Genomic DNA, 19726 nt, shown 5'->3' with positions numbered 1-19726 from the left:
ACAACAACAGCTGATCCCCGGTCCCTGTTTTCGGCTCTGCCTCCATCTCAACCCGAGGCAGAGCCGCAGGGCACGCCAGATCGTGATCAATGCGCCCAGGCTCACCGGGCTACGCGTAAGCAGGTGGATTTCTGATCAGGCCATCCTGGTCCCTGACGACGTCCGGATGGCCGTCGTCAGGGACCGGTGGCACTGCTTCGCTGAGCGCTCGCCGGGCAGGTCGGCCGTAGCCGGGTTACCCAGCGCCGCCGGTGCGGTATGGAGGCCGTGCCGGAGGTCCTACGTCGACAGCAACGAGAACACGTTGTCGTTCACGCCGCCGCCGGGCAGGGCCGACCAGGCGCTACCGTCGTGACACCGATCGCCACGGTGGACGCCGACCTCCGCGACGATGTCCGGGCTGAGCCGCCCATCCGGACCGATTCGAAGCGGGCGGAGATCCCGAACGTCGGGCTCGCGACGCAACTGCTGCTGAACCGCCGCCGCCCGCTCGAGAAGCGGACCGAATGCCCACCGCAAACGTCGGACCTCCTCGGCCGCCTTCCGCGACCTGATGCTCCCATGCCGGTTCGCCCGCGGTGTCATGCCCGGGGCATGACCTCACGGACAGCTTTTCCAGTGATGTGAGCAGAGTAGGTTCCGGCATCCTCCCAGCCTTTCGGTCTGTGCTTTTCGGACGCACCCTCCGTTGGGTACCGACGAGCGGGACCCACCATCGACATCCTGGACACTGATGAACTTCGCGCTGTGATGCCAAGGTTCGCCGGGACCACGTTGCCAGGTCAGAGCGCCTACCTCGGTCGTCGTGGCCGCCGAGCGTCACCGAATCGCGATTACTCTCAGTCAGCGAACGCGTCGGGAGAAGCTGAGCGCCCTTCATCCGCTAAGGGCGTGCCTCAGGTGGCGGTCTTGGCCAGCCTGCGATAGCAGATGAGTAGGCGGCCGATGTCCGACGAAGGCGAGAAGGTGTTGGCTGTGCCGCCGTAGCGGCGGGCCAGGCGGCGGCAAGGGCTCATCGGAAATCCACTCAGCGTCGTCGACCGGCCACTGCGCGCCACGGCATGTTGCCGCCTCAAGCCCGGAATCGGCCGGCCGGGCGGTACTGAGTACCGGCCACCAGCCCTCCGCGGGCTCATGAGGGAGGGGCTTGTCGCGAGCGCGACAGTCCCTCTCTAAGTCCACAAGAGAGGAATACGCTTTTCGGCACCCCACGGGGTTCCGCGTCCGCCGCGCTTCGGGGCCGGCACTCCTTCTCTGCTCGAAAGAGGCTCCCATGCCGCGTGATCGGTTGCTGCCCTCCTACCAGCGGCTCTTCGGAGAGCTCGACCTGCGCCCCGCGGACGAGTCCCGTTCCGCGCACTCGCCGGCCGCGTACCTGGTGGAGTTACTGCGGATGCTGGAGGACGACATCGCCGGCGCGGACCTGCTGGATCGGCGGCCGGATCTGCGCAGGCTGCTGCTGGACGGGCCGAACACAGTGACCGAGGTGCCGTACCTGGACATCGTCACCGGCATCCTCGAGGAGTTGGCCGGCGAGCAGCCGTACGAGACGCTGCGGGCCGCGCGGTTCCCACTGGAGGCACCGTTCCACCTGGCGGACGTGCGGTTGCGGCGGTACCTCGGCCGGTTCGCGGTGGCCCCGGCCGACCTCTACCGCGCGTTCACCGGAACGCCGGAGCCGGACGTGGTGGCACGCGAGTTTCTGGGCCTGACCGGCACGGACGTCGACTTCGTGACGACGTCGCGGCCGGGCGAGGAGGATCTGCGCGCGTTCTACGGGCTGGGTGCGAACGAGCCGTTGGACGCGCTCGCCGAGGTGGCCCGGTTCCGGCGGGCGACGGGGCTGTCCGCGGCCGAGTTGCGGGAGCTGCTGTGTCGACGGCTGGAGCCCGGGGACGCGCGGGCGGCGGCGCTGTTCGTACACGGCGGCGACGATCCGGTGCGGGTTGGCAAGGACGGGCTGCTGACCGCCTCGGCGCCGTGGTACGACCGGGTGCACCGGTTCGTGCGGCTCGCGCGGCGTACCGGGACGAGTTTGAGTGATCTTGATCTGGTGTTGCGGGCCTGCGCGGGCAACCGGCTGGACACGGCCGCGGTGCGCACCCTGGCGGTGGTGCTGCACCTGCGTGCCCGTCTGGACCTGCCGATCGACGTGGTGTGCGCGCTGGCGGCGCCGATGGACACGCTCGGCTGGACCGGCGGCCCGGAGTCGCCAGACCTGTTCGGCCGGGTGTTCGCGCCCCCGTCACCCGGCCTGCCGGTGATCGCGCCGGCCGCGGACGCTGGCGGGCTGTCCTGCGCCGGCGACATCCTGGCCCCGGAAAATCGGGAGTTCCGCCGCCGGGTCGCGCAGGCGCTGGCGGTGCCGGAGACGGACCTGGTGCGGACCGTGGAGCGGCTGCGGGATCAGCACGCGCGCGCCGGCCGGCCCAGCCCGTTCGACCTGGGCCGCGTCGAGCTGGACGTGCTGTCGCTGCTGCACCGGGTGGCACGACTGACCAGCGCGCTGACGATCACGGTCGACGAGCTGTTCGACGTACTCGCGGCGCTGGACCGGGACCCGTCGTTGCGGCGGCACACCACGTTCGGCATCCTGCTGGACACCGGGCCGGCCGAGGTGGACTGTCACCGCCTGCTGGAGGCGCCCGATCCCGGCTCCGGGCTGTGGCTGGCGCAGACGCTGGCCGCCGTCGTCGCCTGGCTGCGGGAGAGCGGCCTCACCGCCGCCGACCTGCACCCGGAATCGGACGACGCGGAGCGCGCCCGGGTGCTGGCGACGCTGCGGGAGCGGCTGGACACGGTCGCGTTCCGGGCGCAGGATCTGGAGTCGGCGCGGTTCGGCCCGCGCGCCGCCCAGGCGCTGCACGAGGCGCTGGCCGCGGACCTGACGACCGAGGCCGACCCACGGCTGCTGCTCCCGGACGCCACGATTGCGGACGAGACCGCGTTCGACGCGATCAACGACCTGGTGGTGGTCGAGGCGGCCGACTTCCTGGGCCTCGGCCTCGGCGACCGGGTCGCCGAAAAGATCTACACCAGCTTGGTGTACGCCGGGTGCCTAACCCCCGACGGCCGGCCCCGGCCCGGCGCGCAGGCCGACGCGCCCCGGCTCGGCGGCGGCTTCGGCCACCTCGCCCCCGACGTGTTCGCCCGCATCGCCGGGCTGCTCCCGCCGGGCGACGACCGGCCGCCCATGGTCTACCCGGCCGACCTCGGTGGGCTGCCCGCCGAGGTGTACGACAACCTGATCTTCCTGGGCCACCTCGGCGCCGACGGCACGGTGCGGTCCCCGGAGTACTTCGCGAACCCGGCGAACGCGGCCTCGTTTGTGGTCGACGCGGGCCTGGACGCGCTGATCCCGGACGTGCTGGCGATCCTCGACGCGCGGGCCGCAGCCTTCCGCAACACCCCGCTGCGGCCCGGCGCGGACACGTTCGCGGCGCTGCCGCTCTCCCCCGCCCAGATCGAGGACGTGCTGGCCACCCTGCGCTTCAATGGTTACCTGGCCGCAGACGGCTCCCACCGCGACCGGGACGCGCTGGAGGCGCTGCCCGCGGACGGGCTGGCGGTGGCGGTGGACCTGCTGCCGTACCGGCGGGAGATCCTGGCCGCGTTGCGCGCCGAGATCGCCACAGCCCGCGACCGGGCGTGCGCGGTCTCGGCGGATGACTTCCTGGAGCCGGCGGACGCGTTCGTCGCGGCCCGGGTGATGGACGCGCTCACCGGCGAGGTGCTGGACGCCGGGGTGGTCCGGCCGGAGCTGCTGCCGCTGTTCGGGGCTACCGCGCCAGTCGGCCTGCCCGGGCTGTCCGGGCTCGGCGAGGCGGAGCGCGCACCGGTGCTGAGCCGGCTCGCGGAGATCGTGGCGCGGCAGCGGCCGTACCGGCTGGACCCGGCCGCGCTGCGCGCGCTCGGCCTGAACGAGGAACGGGCCGAATCGGCGCTGGAGGCGTTGGCCGACGCAGGCTGGCTGGAGCCGTCGCTGACCGTGCCGCCGGACCGGGTCGGCTTCCTGGCCACGGCGGGCAACGCGCTCGGGTTCACCGTACCCGGACTCGGCGACTACACGCGTGACGTGTTCGGACTGCTGCACCCGATCGCGCGGGAGCTCACCGCGGGCGCGGCGGAGGTGCGGGCAGCCGTGAGCGCGCGGGCGGGCCGGCAGTCGCAGGAGCTGCGGGCGGTGCTCCAGGACGCGTGTGGGCTGACCGGGCCGGTGCTGGCCGCGATCTGCCGTGCCGTCGGCGGCAGCGCCGAGCCGTGGCCGGTGCTGCTACGCCCCGACCTGCCCGGCGGCGCGCCGGATCCGCGGGCGGCGCTGGCGTACCGGCGGATCATGGGTTTCGCGCGCCTCGCCGGGCGGCTGAACCTGTCCGCGGCCGAGGTGGAGGTGGCTTTCCACGATCAGGACCTGGCCGGCCGGTTTCCCGAGGCGCTGGCCCTGCCAACCGGCGTGAACCGGATCGACGCGCTGCTGGAGAGCGCGGACGGCGCCGTGTACGTGTTCACCGGGCCGGACTTCTGGCGCTACGACGCGGCGACGCTCACGCTGCCGGAGCCGCTGCCGTCGCCGCTGGCCGACCTGTCCCCCGCGTTCGCGCGCCTGACCCGCGTCATCGCCGCGTTCGCCCGCCCGGACGGCACCGAGTGGATCATCGGTCACGAGGCGGACGAGACGGAGCGTACCTTCCGCCGCGGGCCCGGCAACGACCGCTGGACGGCGGTCGCCCACACGTGGGGCGCGATCCGCAACGCGTTCACCGACACGACCGGCGTCGACGGCGGGTTCACCGACGAGCTGGGCCGCGTCCACCTGTTCCGCAACGGCCAGCACGTGCGCTACTCCGGCGCCGACCACTCCGTCGTCGACGAGGGCTATCCGCGTGCGGCCGCGGACTGGTGGCCGGGCCGGGAACCGCTGCCGGAGCCGTTCCGCGACGGTGTCCGCGCGGCGTTCCCGGGGCTGGACGGGCGGCTGCACCTGTTCGCTGGCGACCGCACCCTCGCCGTCGGCGACTCGGCGGACCGGCCGGTCGCGCATGCCTGGGGACACATCGGCGCGACCATCGACAAGGAGGTCGGCGCGGTCTGGACCGACGGCACCACGGTGTTCCTCAGTGCCGACGACCGGGTGGTGGGGCTGCGCGACGGGCTGGACAGCGACGACGTACGGGTCGCGGACGGCTTTCCGACCCGCCTGTCGGCGCTGCTGCCCGCGCTGCCGGCCGGGTTCGCCGACGGGCTGCGGGCCGCATTCACCGACCGGCGCGGCGTGCTGCACCTGTTCACCGGCGACCAGACCGTGTCGCTGACCGGCGAGGCGGCACCGGTGCCGACCGCGCAGCGCTGGGGACGGGCCGCACCGGCGCTGGCCGACGGCCGGGTCGACGCCGTGCTGTCCGGGCTGGACGGGCACACGTACCTGTTCTCCGGCGGCCGGTATCTGCGCTACTCCGGCACCGACCTGGTCACCGCGGACCTCGGCTACCCGCGCCTGATCAACCGGGATTGGGGCGGGCTGGCGATGGTGCGCGCGTCGTTCGTGCTGGACGCCCGCACATACCTGTTCGGGCAGGGCGGAAACCTGTTCAGCATGCCGCTGGCGTGGCTGCCGGCGCTGGAGTCCGGGCGTCTGTCGCCGCTGCTGCGCCGCCGGTTCGCCGAGCACGGGATCGGGTTCGCCGCCGACGCACCGATCGAGCGCGTCACGGCCGGATGGCGGCTGACCGACGACAGCGGCAGCCGTTACACGATCTGGCGTTCCGAGGAGGAACTGGTCGTCGCGGCGTCCGGCGACTCGGCGTTCTACGTCCGATACTCCACATCGGACTACGGCACGCCGGACGCCGGGTTTCCGCGCCCGCTGCGCGACGAGTGGTGGAACCTGCCGGACGCGCTCGGCGGCGGGCTGGCCGACGTCGACGCGGTGTTCACCGGGCGGGACGGCCGCACGTACCTGTTCTCCGGCGACCGGTTGGTCACCTTCGACGCACGCCGCCGCTGGTGGTCCGCGCCCGCGCCGCTGCGCGAGGCGTGGGACAGCCTGCCGTTCGACCGGGTCGACGCCGCGTTCCTGGCCGCCGACGGCGCGACCTACGTGTTCTCCGGCGACCGGTACGTGCGCTACTCCACCGCCGACTACACACGTGTCGACGACGGCTACCCGGCCGTCGTCGCGGCCCGGTGGGGACGAGTGGACAACGCGATCGCGCGCACCGGGCGGGTGGACGCCGCGCTGGTCACCGACTCGCACACGTACCTGTTCTCCGGCGGGCAGTACGTGCGGTACGAGGGCCTGCACCACGACACGATCGAGGACGGATACCCACGGCCGCTGTCTGCGCTGCGCGAGGAGCCGGGCCTGGAACATCTGCCGGTCACCTTGTCCAAGGTGGACGGTGCGGTCGCCGACCGGGCGGCCGTCCGTCTGTTCGAGGGGTCCCGCGTGCACGTGGTCGCCACCGAGATGTATCAGCGGTTTCCCGGCTACGAGGGCGTCGGTTGCGCGTTCACCGAGGACGGTGCGCTGCTGGCGTGGCGCGACGGCGGCTGGTGGCATCTGTCGCCGGTCGAGGCGCCCGCGCCGGTCGCGCTCCCCGCCCGGCCGAGGATGCTGCGCGAACTGCCCGCCCGCTGGACCGGCGGACTGGACGCGGTGCTGCCGACGCACCTGTTCGCCGGCCCGGAGTGCTACGACGTGCGGCTCGGCCGTGCGTACCCGATCGCGGAGACGTGGGGGCTGCCCAAGGACGCGCTCGGCCGGGAGGGACGCGTCGACGCCGGGTGCACCGGGCCAGACGGACGTACGTACCTGTTCTCCGGCGACCGGTTCTCCACCTTCACCGCCGCCGGCGCCGTCGACGGCGAGCCGCGACCTATCGCCGACCACTTCCCCGGGCTGACGGAGGTGGCGGCCGCCTACACCCACGACGGCGTGACGCACCTACTCGGGCCGAGCGGCACGCCCCACCTCGCCTGGACCGCCGCATCGCTCGTCCCGGTGGCCGCCGCGCCCTGGGACGCGCCGGCCGGGTTCGAGGAACCGGCCGCGGTGCTGGCCGAAGGCGACGATCTGGTGCTGCTGGCCGGGGAGCGGTTCGTGCGCCGCGCCGGGCAGTCCGGGCCGTGGTCGCTGCCGCAGCCGATCGGCGTGTTGTGGCGCGGGTACGGCCGGGATCTGACCGGCGGCCAGTCCCTACGCACCGCGTTCGCCGCCGCGGACGGCGGCGTCTGGTTCGTCTTCGGCGACCGGTGCTCGCGGTACGTCCACGGCGCGTTCACCACCCCGCAGCCGGTGTCGCGGGCCTGGGGCCGGCCCGGGTTCGAACGGGTGGACGCCGCCTTCACGGACCAGGGCGTCACCTACGTGTTCTCCGGTGACCGGTACGCCCGCTACTCCGGCGCCGACTACCGGGACACCGACCCGGGATATCCACGGCCGAGCGCCGGCAACCTGCGCGCCGAGGAGCCGTTCCGCAACCTGCCGGAAAAGTTCGAGGAAATCCTCGCCGCGCACCGGATCGACGCGGTGACCGGCGACGCCCGTACCATCCGCATCTTCGCCGGCGGCGAGTGCCACACCGTCGCCAGGGAGCTCTACACGGTCCGCGACGTGCAGCCGCTCGGCCGGGTCCGGCACGAGCTGGCCGAGCGGGGCCGGGTCGACGCCGCGCTGGTGTCCGGCCGGCACACCTACCTGTTCGCCGGGGACCAGTACACCCGCTTCACCGGCGGCGACTACGCGCGGGCCGACGACGGGTACCCGCGCACGATCGCGGGCGGGCTGGCCGCGGACCTGGGTGTGGCCGCGCTGCCGGCCCCGTTCACCGACCGGGTCGACGCCGCGCTGTACGAACCGGACGGCGTGCTACACCTGTTCCACGGCGCGGCCACGCTGCGCGCCGACGCCGGCGAGGCGGTCGTCCGGCCGCTCGCCGAGGTGTGGGGGCGGGTACGAAGCACGTTCGGGCGTCCGGGCACCTCGATCGACGCAGCGTTGCAAGCCGCCGACGGCGCGCTGTACGTGTTCCGCGGCACCCAGTTCGTGCGGTACTCCGGCACCGACCTGACCTGGGCCGACCCCGGTTACCCGCGCACCGTCCGGGACGACTGGGGCGACCTCCCGGTCCTGTTCGAACCGGGCATCGACGGCGCCTTCACCTTCGGCGGCGCCACCTACCTGCTGCGCGACGCGGAGTACGTGCGCTACACCGACCCGCGGCACCGGCGGATCGACCGGACGTTCCCGCAGCGGATCGCGCACCGGTTCGCCGACGTCGCCGACTACCGGATCGCCGACGTGCACACGATCGCACGGTTCGCGGCGCTGTCCCGGCAGGGCGGTAACCGGCTCGCCGCGTTGCTGGGCGCCGAGCCCGCTGTCGAGGAGCCGTACCAGGACCTGGCGGATCTGTACGGCTGGCCGGTCCACGACGTGGCCTGGGCGAAACGCCAGACCGGCCTGCTGCCCTCCCCGTCGCGGGAGGAGGAGCGCCTCGACCTGGAGTTCGTGCTGCGGATAGCGGACCTGATCGCGTTGGCCCGCCGGTTCGGCACCGGCCCGGCCCGGCTGCACGCGCAGGTGTGGCTGCCGGCCTGGGCGCAGGACGATCCGGGACGGGCCGCCGACGCCCTGCACGTGCTGCTGGCCGAGCAGCGCGGCCCGGAGGAGTTCGCGGCCGTGTCCGCCGCGCTGCACCGCGAGCTGACCGAGCTGCGCCGCGACGCGCTGCGCGGGCACGTGCTGGCCGCCTCCCCGGAGGCGTCGCCGTCGGCGCTGTTCGACCGGCTGCTGATCGACGTGGACATGGGCGGTCAGGGCAGCACCTCGCGGATTCGGGAGGCGATCGCGGCCGCGCAGATGTACGTGCACCGCTGGCTGCTCGACCTGGAGCCCGCGGACGGGCCCCCGGTCGACGAGGGCACCCGGCAGGAGATACGGCGGCGCTGGCAGTGGCTGCGCGCCTACCGAACTTGGGAGGCCAACCGCAAAGTCTTCCTCTACCCGGAGAACTATCTGCGGCCCGAGTTGCGCGACACGAAGACGCCCGCGTTCCGGCAGCTGGAGGACGACCTGCTGCAGTCCGGGATGACCGCGGCGGCGGCCGCCGGCGCGTACCGCCGCTACCTGGACGAGTACACGGAGGTGTCGCGGCTGGCCATCGCCGGCGGGTACGTGCGCCCCGGCGACGGCGGCGTGGCCGACCTGGTGCTGTTCGGGCGCACCCGGACCAGCCCGCGCCGCTTCTACCACCGCACCGCGACGTTCCACGACAACACGCGCCTGGTGGGCACGTGGACGCCGTGGCGGGCGGTTCAGGTGCAGATCGGCGCGGAGAAGGTCTACCCGGTGACCGCGTTCGGCCGCACGTTCGTGTTCTGGGCGACCGTGGAGGCGCTCAACGTGCAGGAGCCGGGGAAGGCGGTTGTCATCGCGAAGCGCACCGGCGAGTCGCAGAGCGTGGACGCTCCCCCGTCGTACCAACGGGTGACGGTCTTCTTCTCGTTCCTCAATCTGAACCAGGAGTGGGTCGCCGCGCAGGTGCTCACGGTCGGCGCCCCGTGCGAGGACACGCTGGGCGAGGTCGGCCTGACCGTGCGGCCCGGCCCGCACAACGGGCACGACGCGATCGTGGTGACCTGGTCGGCGACGTCGTCGTCCGGGACCACCTACGGCGGCGTGCACGCGCTGACTCCCGAGCACTACACGGTCGAGTTGGACGTCGCGCCGGACGCGCCGCCGCCGGCCCGCGACGTCGCCACCGTGCTCGCCGAGGACGTGGACCCGGCCGGCGTCGTCTGGTTCGGCGCGCCGGTGTCGTCGGCGGACGGCGCCTGGTTCAGCGTCGACCACAAGGGCGGCAGCTTCCTGTGCCGGCCGGCCGCGCGGGGCGCCGCGACGCCGCTGATCGACCTCAGCGGGAACTCCGACCGGCTGCCGGAGTGGCGGCGGATCGACGCGGCCGTCGAGATGCCGGACGGCACCCGGCTGTTCTTCGACTCCACCGAGGGCGTCTTCACCTCGCTGCGGACCAGGGCCCGGCGGGCGCCGGCGTCGCGCCCGATCGCCGACCGGTGGGGACGCTGCGCGCAGGGCACCGACGCGGTGCTGGTACGCGGCAGCCGCTACATCGTCTTCGCCGGGGAGCACTATCTGCGCTGCGTCCGGGGCGCGGAGATCGCGCCGGACCGCGGCTATCCGAGGGCGTTGGCCGGCAACCTGGACCACCTGCCCGAGTGGCCGGTCGCGGACGCGTTCACCGGGCCGAGCGGCGCCGAGTACTACTTCGACAAGGCGGGGACGGGCTGGGCCGACTCGTCGGACGTCACCCGGTTGTGGCGCTTCGACGCGCCGTTCGACAAGCAGATGGTCGACCGGCGGGACTTGAAGATGTTCCTGTCGCGGGTCGCGTCCGGGCGACTCGGCGACGGCGCGGCGGCGCTGCTGCGCCAGCTCGCCGCCGCGGGACTGCCGCGGCCGGTGCCGGCCGAGATCCCGCCGCCGCCGGTGGACCTGGCCGCCGGCTGGACCGGCGTGGACGCGGCCTGGCGGGCCGATGACAAGCTGTACCTGGCCCGCGGTAGGGCGTACGTGCGGTACACGCTCGTTGACGGCTCGGCGGGCAAGTTCATCGACCCCGGCTATCCCCGGTCGCTGCCGAGGCCGTTCAAGGCGGTGTTCCAGCGGCACGATTCGTGGTACGCGTTCGGCGAGGACGGCTACACCGTGCTGGCCGGGCCCGGCGACCCGGAATCGCCCACCGGGTGGACCGGCGTCGCCGGGCGCTGGGGCGACCTGCCGGACGGGCTCACCGGCGCGCTCGACGCGGCCGACGAGCTGTTCCTGTTCGCCGGCGACCGCTACGTGCGGCATCCGAAGGCGGTGGCGTGCCCGCGACCGTACCTCGTCTCCGACACGCCGCACGAGATCATCCGGCTGACCACCGGCACGGCGTCCAAACTCAACCAGCGGCTGCTCTCCGGCGGCGTCGCGGCGCTGCTGGACACGCTCACGCAGGAAACCGACGAGTTGCCCGCCTTCAGCACCGAGGCGGCCGGGCCGACCACCGTCCACGTCCGGGCGGACACCGTCGACCGGACCCGGCTGCCCAGCGGCGACCACCTCGACTTCCAGAGCGCGAACGGGCTCTACTACTGGGAGATCTTCTTCCACGCGCCGCTGCTGATCGCGCAGGCGCTCAACGCGGCGCAGCGTTTCGAAGAGGCCCGCACCTGGTACGAGTACATCTTCGACCCGACCCGCACCGGACGGTTCTGGCGGTTCCTGCCGTTCCTGGCGACCGACCCGGCCGCGCTCGCCGTCGAGCTGCGCGCCGTAGCCGGCCCGGAACCCGACCAGACGGTTGCCGGGGCACTGCGGCGGCTGGAGGTGCTCGGACCGCTCTTCCGGGGGGTGGAGGAGCCGACTGCGGCGCACGAGCAGGCGCTGCGCTGGCTGGCGGACGTGCCGGTGCGGCCGGGGCCGGTCGGTGAGCTGCTGTCGGTCGCGCGGGAGCTGCACCGGCAGGTCGACTGGGTCGGCAGCCAGCAGGCGCTGCTGGCCACGTACCTGGACGATCCGTTCGACCCGCACGCCATCGCCGAGCTGCGGCCGGTCGCGTACCGGCGGGCCGTTGTGGCCGGCTACATCGACAACCTCCTCGACTGGGGTGACCAGCTGTTCCGGCAGTACACCGCGGAGAGCATCGACGAGGCGCGCATGCTGTACACCCTGGCGCATGGTCTGCTCGGGCCCCGCCCGGAGGCGGTCGGCATGCGACCGTTGCCGCAGGCCGCGCCGTACCGGCCGCAGCCCCCGGAGCCGGAGGTCGACGGGGAGGTGGCGGCGCTGACCGCGGGCGGTGCGATGCTACGTGGCGCGGGCGCGGTGCACGCCGGCATCGCCGACCCGTACTTCTTCGTGCCCGCCAACACGGCGCTCGTCGACTACTGGGACCTGGTCGAGGACCGGCTGCGGAAGATCCGCCGGTCGCTGGACATCCTCGGCATGGCGCGCCCGCTGCCGCTGTTCGAGCCGCCGATCGATCCGGCCGCGCTGGTGCGGGCCGCGGCGTCCGGCGACGGCCTCGCGACGATCGCGGCGGCGACCGAGGTCGCCGTGCCCCATCATCGTTTCCCGGTCGTTCTGCGCCGGGCGCAGGAGCTGACCGACCGGGTACGGCAGCTGGGCCAGGACCTCGCCGCCGCGTTCGACCGCCGCGACGCTGAGGAGCTGACCCTGCTGCAGAACCGGCAGGAGGCGGAAATCCTCGCACTGACCCTCGGGGCGCGCCAGGACCAGGTCAAGGCGGCCGAGGCCGGCCTGTTGTCCACGGTCGCGGCCCGGGACGCCGCCACCGCACGGGTCGCCTACTACCAGAAGCTCATCGACGACGGGCCCTCCGGCGTGCAGCGGGCGCAACTGGACCTGATGTCACGCGCCGCCGCCTCGCACCTGAGCGCCAGTGTGCTCAGGATCGGGGCGTCGATCGCGCACGGCACGCCGCAGGCGTTGGTCGGACCGTTCATCGTCGGCACCGAGTTCGGCGGCAAGCAGGTGGGTGACGCGCTGGAGGACGCGGCCGGGGTCGCCGAGTCCGTCGGCGAAGGGCTGAGCATGCTCGGCGAGGCGCTCGGCGTCCGGGCCGAGCAGGAGAACACCCGGCGGGACTGGGAACTGCAGCTGGCCACCGCCCGCGCCGACCTGGCCCAGCTCAGCCCGCAGGTCACCGCGGCCGAGCTGGCCGTCGCCGTCGCCCGGCGGGAGCTGGATCTGGCGGCCCGGCAGATCCAGCATCAGACGGACGTGGCCGCGTTCCTGCGTGACCGGTTCACCGGCCTGCAGCTGCACCAGTGGACCGCGTCGCGGCTCGGCGACCTGTACTTCGAGGCGTACGCGCTGGCCGAGGAAACGGCCCGGTCTGCCGAGCGTGCGTACCGCTTCGAGCGCGGCGCCGAGTCGTCGATCATCCAGGGCGGGCACTGGGACGGCCGCCGCGCCGGGCTGCTCGCCGCCGAGTCCCTGGCGCGGGACCTGGACCGGCTGGCCGCTGCGTACCTGTCCGGGCACCACCGCGGCCTGGAGATCACCAAACGCGTGTCGCTTCGCGACCTGGACCCGTTGGCGCTGCTGCGGCTGCGCGCCGTCGGCGCCTGCGACATCGCGCTGACCGAGCAGTGGTACGACCGGGACTTCCCCGGCCACTACCGGCGCCAGATCCGCACGATCAGCGTCGCGTTCACCGGCCCGCAGGGCGAGCTGGCCACGCCCACCGCGGTGCTCACCCAGACCGGGCACCGGACGGTCCTGGAGGCGGAAACGAAAGCCGTCCGGCACCTGCTCGACCCGCAGGGCGCGCCGCCGGCCACGCTGCGCGCGGACTGGCGCGCCGATCAGCGAATCGCGCTGTCCGACGCGGCCGACGGGACCGAGAACAACGGGCTTTTCGAGCTGCGGTACGACGACGAGCGGTACCTGCCGTTCGAGGGCACCGGCGCGGTCTCGACATGGCGGCTGGAGCTGACCGGGCCACGGCCTGCCGGAACGCCGGACGACGTCGTGCTGACCGTCCGCTACACGGCCGAGGACGGCGGGCGGATTTTCGCCGACGCGGTCCGTGCGCTGCTGCCCCCGCAGCCGGCGTCCCGCTATGTCGACGTGGCGGCCGACTTCCCGGAGGCGTGGGAGATGTTCCGCACCGGTGACGGTCCGCTTCGGCTGCCGCTGACCCCTGCGGACCTGCCCGGCATCGTGGGCCGCCAGGTGACCGGGCTCGGCGCGGCCGTGGTCCGCACCGGCGCGGACGGGACCGCCAGGTTCCTGCTCAACGGCGACCGGGCGCTGCCGCTCGCCGACGGGCGGCTGCTGGCCACGCCGGGTCTGACGCTGCCGTCGGACGGCTCCGGCCTGCTACTCACCATGGACGGCGACCGCAGCACAGTGTCCGGCCTGATTCTGATCGTCGCCTACCGCGCGGCCCGCTGAGTCGGGGCGGAAAGATGATGATCACTGAGGGTAGGGCCAGGGGCCTGCGGCCCGCCGGCCCGCCGGTCTCCCGGTCTCCCGGTCTCCCGGTCGGCTGTGCGCTCTCTCGCGACCGTGGTCAGGTCGTCACTGCTCCAACTTTCGCCGCTTCGAACCGTGCCCGCGGTTCATCCGCACCCGGCGCACCGACGTCGTTCACCGCCGGAACACCACTCACCTATCCCGACTGGACGCACAGGAGCCACCCACGATGACGCAATCGACCAAGAAGCGCCAGCGGACGGGCGGCCCCCCGGCCCCGCCCGAGAAGAGGCGGAAGAGGACGACCAAGGAAGAGCTGGCGAAGAAAGCTGATCTAGTGACCGCCGGGGAGCACTCGTGGAAACTCGGCCCGCAGCACGCTGATCCCACCTTCATCCGGAGCCCGAACCGGCTGCACCCCGCGGCCGAGCTGGACGCCACCACCGGCACCGTGTCCAACCTGATGATCAGCAGACAGGTGCGGACCCCGACGCCGTTGCCGAACGGCAGGATGGGTGACCACACGATCAGCTGGGCGGTCACCCTCGATTACGCGCGCGCTCTCGTGGTCGGACAGCCACTGGCCACCGCCGCGGCCAATCTCAGGTCCGCCGCCGCGTCCGCCGTGAACTACTTCGCCGCTCCGCCGGGGGGCGTTCTGCTCAGCGAGGCTCCCGAGACCGGGAACTACCGAGCCAACCTGATCAATTCCACGTTCGCCGACCTCACGACCGAACTCGACAAGATCCAGCCGGGCGCCGGCGGTGCCGACACGCTGGCCCAGGCCACCACCCTGTTCCTGGAGCTGCTCAACTATCTGCCGTTCTCAACCGTGCCGGCTGGCAGCGAGAAGGGCTCCTCCGGCAAGGGAGAGGGTGGGCGTCGCACTCGGCTCGTGGAGTTCGAGGCGGGCGCGTTCGAGGGCGAGCTTAACAACGCCAAACGCGCCGCCCTGCTCGACGACCTGTGGGGCATGTTCGACATGCAGGCGGCGTTGCGCGCCTCGGACGCGATGCTGACGATCGACAAGGGCCGGCTGGAGGAGGCCCGGCAGCTTCTCGGCCAGATGCTAGCGCTCGCCGCGAGGAACGCGAAGGGAGAGCTATCGAAGCGGGGGCAGCAGGGACCCGAGCGCGGGTGGCGGGCCACCCTGGAGGCCATGCTGAGAAGGCCGGTCGACCAGGACCAGCCCGCCGTGCGTGACCTGCTCACGACCTTGCTGGGGGTGGCGAAGGCGCTGCATGACGGCCGGTCCGTAGAGAGTCTTCTGGCGACCGCGCAGGCCGAGCTCGACCGGATCGACAAGCGCATCACGGATCTCGACGACCTGGCGCCGACGGTCCTGTCATACCTGCTGGTAAAACACCAGCGGATGGTGGCCGCCACCTACCCGCGGGCGGCAAAGGAGGCGAACTTCCTCGACGGCGGGGTGGCGGCCAGGACGAGGCTCGCCGCCGCCATCGTGCAACGGCTCGGTGTCACGGACAGCGCCAGAGTCGACGCCATGGTCAAGGCCATGTTCCCCCCGGCGGGCAAAGCCACCGCCGCCACGGACGAGACCATGGGCGAGGCGACAGACGCGGCCACCGACGAGACCATGAGCGAGGCCACGGACGAGACCGCCGACCCGACCACCGGCGAAGCCATGAGCGAGGCCACGGACCCGGCCGTCGACGACGATACGAAAGCCTCGATCAAGAAGCTGCTCGACGTCCTCGCGAGCCGGCACCCGGGCGGCATCACGTTGGGCGGCGAAGGCACCTGGGCGGCGAAGGTCACCTCGGGCACCCTGGTGGTGACCGACTCCGGCGACCCGGCCCGGCCGCTGACGATCAACGGGCGGGCGCCCAACCCGCCGGGGGTCACCGGGATGGGCTCGCACAGCACCTCCTGGGACACGGAGACGCGAGCGGTCAACGCGCTCGTCCGGGACGCCCTCGCCAAGAAGCTGGACCCGGTTCAGGCGCTGCAAACCCGGATGCTCACCGAGCTGGGCACACCCGACTCCGATGCCCGGGACGGGAAGCCAGTCCTCGCCGTGATGGAACTCGATCAGTTCCTGCCCGCCTACCAGCTGGGTAGCGGGCAGGTCACCGCGATTTTCCGGGAGGCGGACCGCCTGATGAAGGCCAAGACCGTCACCGAGGCGGCGGCGGCCTACCTGCGGTTCCGCAACCAGCTGCCGTACGCCACCGTGGACGACGGCGACCGCGGCGGCAAGGCCGAGGGCAGCAGCAACGACGCAAAAGACCACATCGACGCGGAGTCGCTGATCGAGGCCGCCGACACCCACCGCAACGAGGTCGCCGACCCCATCCAGCGCGCCGAACTGGCCGCCGCCATGGAATCCGCGGCCACCAGCTTAAAAGCGCAGAAGGGCACGTGGCACAAGGACCTGCACGACGCGGTCGATCTGTCCGTCGATCGGTTGACGGCGCGCGCCAGCAAGCTCACGTCAAGCGACGCCCCGTCCGACGGCCGGAGCGACATTCTGCACGCACGGGCTGCGGAACACAACGACGCGGCCACGCTCGCCGGACGAGACGACCCGACCGTCACCCCCAAGCAGCTGGAGAGCCTGGCGGTACGGGACCGGAAGGCGAGGGGGTGATGGCCGTACCCGCCGGACGCGTCAGACGGTGACCCGGCCGGCCGGGTCGTGGATGGCCTCGCCGGCGATTCTGGTGCGAACGTTCGCGGGGCACCTGAGGTCGGCTGAAGCCGAGCCGGTGGGAAAGAGGCGGTGCTGGCGGCAGTCGTACGCGTGGTACACGCCCGGCATCCTGGATGATCGCCACCGGGACCCGCTACTCATCGTTGCTGACGCCGTCACCATTGGATCACTCGAACGAAGGTTCGTTCCCGTCAGGCCGCAGGTGTACGAGGATCACTCAGCGGCCGAACACGCACAGGATCTGCCACCGCCACAACCCGGCCGCCGCGACGCCGACCGGCCGGCAGGCTCATCTCCACCAGCACTCGGCGGAGTCTCACGCATGGTCATTGGCGGCTGGCCCATGCCAGCGCCGCCAGAGCCAGCGCCAGCACCGCCATCCACCGCTCGTGGGCTGCCCGCCACAAGTCGGATTCGGGCGAGACGAACAGCGCGACCCGCTCCGGCAGCGCGCCTGTCGCCAGTACCAGTACCAGCGCGGGTTGACCCGGACGTGCCGGACCCCGTGCGGCCTGGTCAACGTCGCCTCGGCGATCTTCGCCGCGGGCATGCCCTGCGCGGACAGCAGCACCATCTGGGCCCGCCGCCAGGTCACCACCGACCCGTGCCTCTGGGGACGATCCGCAGCAGGCGTGGCCCTCGTCATCGTCGATCTCCCGAGCCTGAACTCTGTCGACCACGCCGACCAGTGTTCGCTGCCCGCGCCGATCGGGAACTGATCCCGATCGGCGCGTCGCCGACTGCGGGTGGCGGTATCAGCCGAGGTGCCGGGCGAAGAACCGCAGCGTGCTGTCCAGCTCGAATGCCGGGATTTCCCCGTGCTTGCCGGGGTTGGCGTGAAGCGTCTTCTCGGCTGAGGCCAAGGCGTCGAACAGCGCCAAGCCCTGGGCCCGCGGCACCCGCTCATCGTCACACTGCAGCAGGAAATCCACCGGGACCGTGATCCGCGCGGCGGCCTCCGCCGATGCCAACGCCCCGCCCAAGCCCAACACTGCCGCCCGGACCCGGGGGTCGGTGGCAACGAATGGAACGCCGAGCCCGCAGCCCAACGACACGCCCCAGTAGCCAACCGGGCCAGCGCCGACAGGCTCGAGTTGCTGGACCGCGTCCAGCACCGCCTGCCATTCCGGGACGGTCTGGCGGGCTACGAGCGCCTGAAAACCAGCGATCAACGGAGCCAGGTCTTCCCCGGCATCCACGCGCGCCTGGTTTTCGGTCGCGATCCGGTTGTACTCCTCATCCTTTGGCCGGTCGCCATGGCCGGGCACGTCCACCGCCGCCACCGCGAAATCACACTCGGCCACGAAGCGGCGCGCACGGGCCACGATACCGGGGGGCCTTCTTGTGCTGGCCGCCGCCGTGTCCCATTAGAATCAGGGGACGAGTACCGGCGGCACCTTCTGGCGTCCACAGCACACCATCAGGGCCTGGTAGAAGCAGGTCAACGCGCGGGTACCGCGCCGTGTCCCCTTGGCTCGGCGCTCCGCGGCGAGCAGCCGGCCGAGGTACTGCACGAGTTCCCTCGGGACATCGATCATGGCACGATATGCGATCACGTGGGGTCCTCACCGTGTGGGTGATCTTGTGGTGAGAACTACCTACCGAGGGCCCCACGTCCCTTTCCAGCATTGTCCGATCTCATCGCCTTCGCCCGTATCGCGTCAATCAACACTTTCGCGTTGCTGAGATCAGCTCACTGGTCCGGGTCCAAATCAACAGGACGAAGCGCCAAAGCTCCGCCACGGCGACACGCCGTCTCGGTATGCAACCGCAAGAGCAGGCTATCGAGCGCCGGATCGTCGCCTGTGCTGGCTGCCACAGCGTTGATCTCCGCCAGCCGAACGTCCGCCACCGCCCGCCGCGTGCTCGGCAAACGACGCGGCTTCGCCACCTTCAACGCAGGATTGTCCGACGCCGCGATGAAACCATCAGCGACCGCCCTCCTGTAAAGACAACGCAGCGCGGCAACCAGGTGCTCCGCTGCGCTTCGACCTACGCGGGCATTCCGACGAGCCACCACATGCGTCTTGACATACTCCGCCAAACGCTCAATCTCCGACGGTGTGGGCTCGTTCAGCCTCCGCTGTCCCCAGTGCTCCACCACGCGTTTCCAGTAGGAGCCGTAGGCTCGCCGCGTACCCGCACAGACCGCCGCTGCCACGACCGGAACGTATTCGGCGAATGTCGGCGCCAACGGGCGCTTCGCCGACGCTTCGATGAGGTCGGCCGCCGAGATGCCCATTCTTGCGAGCAGCAGTGGCGCCGTCGGATCCGGATGGTGTGCAGCGTCGGTAGATCGTCGATCGTCCGGGTTGACCGGATCGGTTTGCCTGGTCGAGGTAGTGGCGGAGGGCTCGGCTGTCGTCAGCGGCCACGCTGGCCGGTTGCCTCGCTTGTTGTCGGCGGTCCTGGCAGTGCGATAGCTGGCACCGTTCGTCGCTGCCGGTGGTTCACGCCGGGGGTGGGCACCAGGTGCGGAGGGTTTCCTCGTCGCCGGGGAGATTGCACTCCCGGAGCAGGCGGGCGACTGGGGCATGGTCGATGAGCCCGCTGTGCAAAACGGCATGGGCGGCGTACTGCTGCGCCGTAAGGTCGGCCGGCGTGGTCCCGTCCGGCAGCGGGCCCTGCGGAAAGACCAGGCTGAGCAGCAGCCGTACGGCGTAGAAGAAGCGGCTCGCATCCTCGCCGCCGACCGCCAGACGGTCGAGCAGCATCGCGGCGAGGCACGGCACGGAACGCACCGTCAGATCAGCGAGCGCGACCGCGGCGGCAAACGCCATGTCCTCGTGATGGAACGCCCAGCCGTGGAGGTCCTCGGGACCGTGGAACAGGCAGTCGCACAGTTGGGTCGTCGAGGACAACGGCGCCGGGCTGGCCTGCGCACCGGGGGCGGCGACCCCCAGCGACAGGACGACAGCCACGGCCGCGACGGCGGCGGGCAGGCCGCGGCGAAACGCGGATCGGACCATGGTCTCTCTCGGAGTGAAGATGGTCGAAGCGCAGGACTTGGGCCTTCACCTTGGCACAGCTGATGGAGCCGATCTTCT

7 protein-coding genes are annotated in these 19726 nt (G+C 72.1%); 3 read left to right on the top strand and 4 right to left on the bottom strand.

The features are described 5' to 3' along the window. The first annotated feature begins 1273 nt into the window (after positions 1–1273). The 3 genes from E1193_RS02530 to E1193_RS31675 all read left to right on the top strand — a co-directional run bounded on the left by E1193_RS02530 (position 1274) and on the right by E1193_RS31675 (position 17398). Complete coding sequence (locus E1193_RS02530; RefSeq protein WP_132179816.1) at positions 1274–13984, top strand: hemopexin repeat-containing protein; 12711 nt, start codon at positions 1274–1276, stop codon at positions 13982–13984. 250 nt (positions 13985–14234) lie between these two features. Then, the gene (locus E1193_RS02525; RefSeq protein WP_132179814.1) at positions 14235–16616 is read left to right on the top strand and encodes a hypothetical protein; all 2382 of its coding nucleotides are present in this window, start codon (positions 14235–14237) and stop codon (positions 16614–16616) included. Between the two features lie 545 nt (positions 16617–17161). After that, positions 17162–17398 carry a hypothetical protein gene (locus E1193_RS31675; RefSeq protein WP_165945603.1) on the top strand — a complete coding sequence of 79 codons (237 nt, stop codon included), beginning with the start codon at positions 17162–17164 and terminating at the stop codon, positions 17396–17398. A gap of 36 nt (positions 17399–17434) precedes the next feature. Here E1193_RS31675 and E1193_RS02515 read toward each other — a convergent pair whose 3' ends face one another. The 4 genes from E1193_RS02515 to E1193_RS02500 all read right to left on the bottom strand — a co-directional run bounded on the left by E1193_RS02515 (position 17435) and on the right by E1193_RS02500 (position 19648). After that, positions 17435–18004, bottom strand: coding sequence for a hypothetical protein (locus E1193_RS02515; protein WP_243707238.1), 570 nt, complete (start codon positions 18002–18004; stop codon positions 17435–17437). A gap of 48 nt (positions 18005–18052) precedes the next feature. After that, positions 18053–18235 (bottom strand): hypothetical protein, encoded by a 183-nt coding sequence (locus E1193_RS02510; RefSeq protein WP_132179812.1) that lies wholly within the window; start codon positions 18233–18235, stop codon positions 18053–18055. A gap of 137 nt (positions 18236–18372) precedes the next feature. Then, positions 18373–18921, bottom strand: coding sequence for a hypothetical protein (locus E1193_RS32810; RefSeq protein WP_243707237.1), 549 nt, complete (start codon positions 18919–18921; stop codon positions 18373–18375). A gap of 208 nt (positions 18922–19129) precedes the next feature. Beyond that, entirely contained in the window at positions 19130–19648 is a 519-nt protein-coding gene (locus E1193_RS02500; RefSeq protein ID WP_132179810.1) for a hypothetical protein, read from the bottom strand. Between the last annotated feature and the right edge of the window lie 78 nt (positions 19649–19726).

The organism is Micromonospora sp. KC606, from assembly GCF_004348675.1.
Classification (GTDB): Bacteria; Actinomycetota; Actinomycetes; order Mycobacteriales; family Micromonosporaceae; genus Micromonospora.
This window is presented reverse-complemented; position numbering and strand designations above follow the sequence as displayed.

What these genes read in the sequence shown, in the direction of transcription:
- E1193_RS02530 (WP_132179816.1), top strand. Translation starts at nt 1,274, where the DNA reads ATGCCGCGTGATCGGTTGCTGCCCTCCTACCAGCGGCTCTTCGGAGAG.
- E1193_RS32810 (WP_243707237.1), bottom strand. Translation starts at nt 18,921, where the DNA reads ATGGGCATCTCGGCGGCCGACCTCATCGAAGCGTCGGCGAAGCGCCCG.
- E1193_RS02500 (WP_132179810.1), bottom strand. Translation starts at nt 19,648, where the DNA reads ATGGTCCGATCCGCGTTTCGCCGCGGCCTGCCCGCCGCCGTCGCGGCC.
- E1193_RS02525 (WP_132179814.1), top strand. Translation starts at nt 14,235, where the DNA reads ATGACGCAATCGACCAAGAAGCGCCAGCGGACGGGCGGCCCCCCGGCC.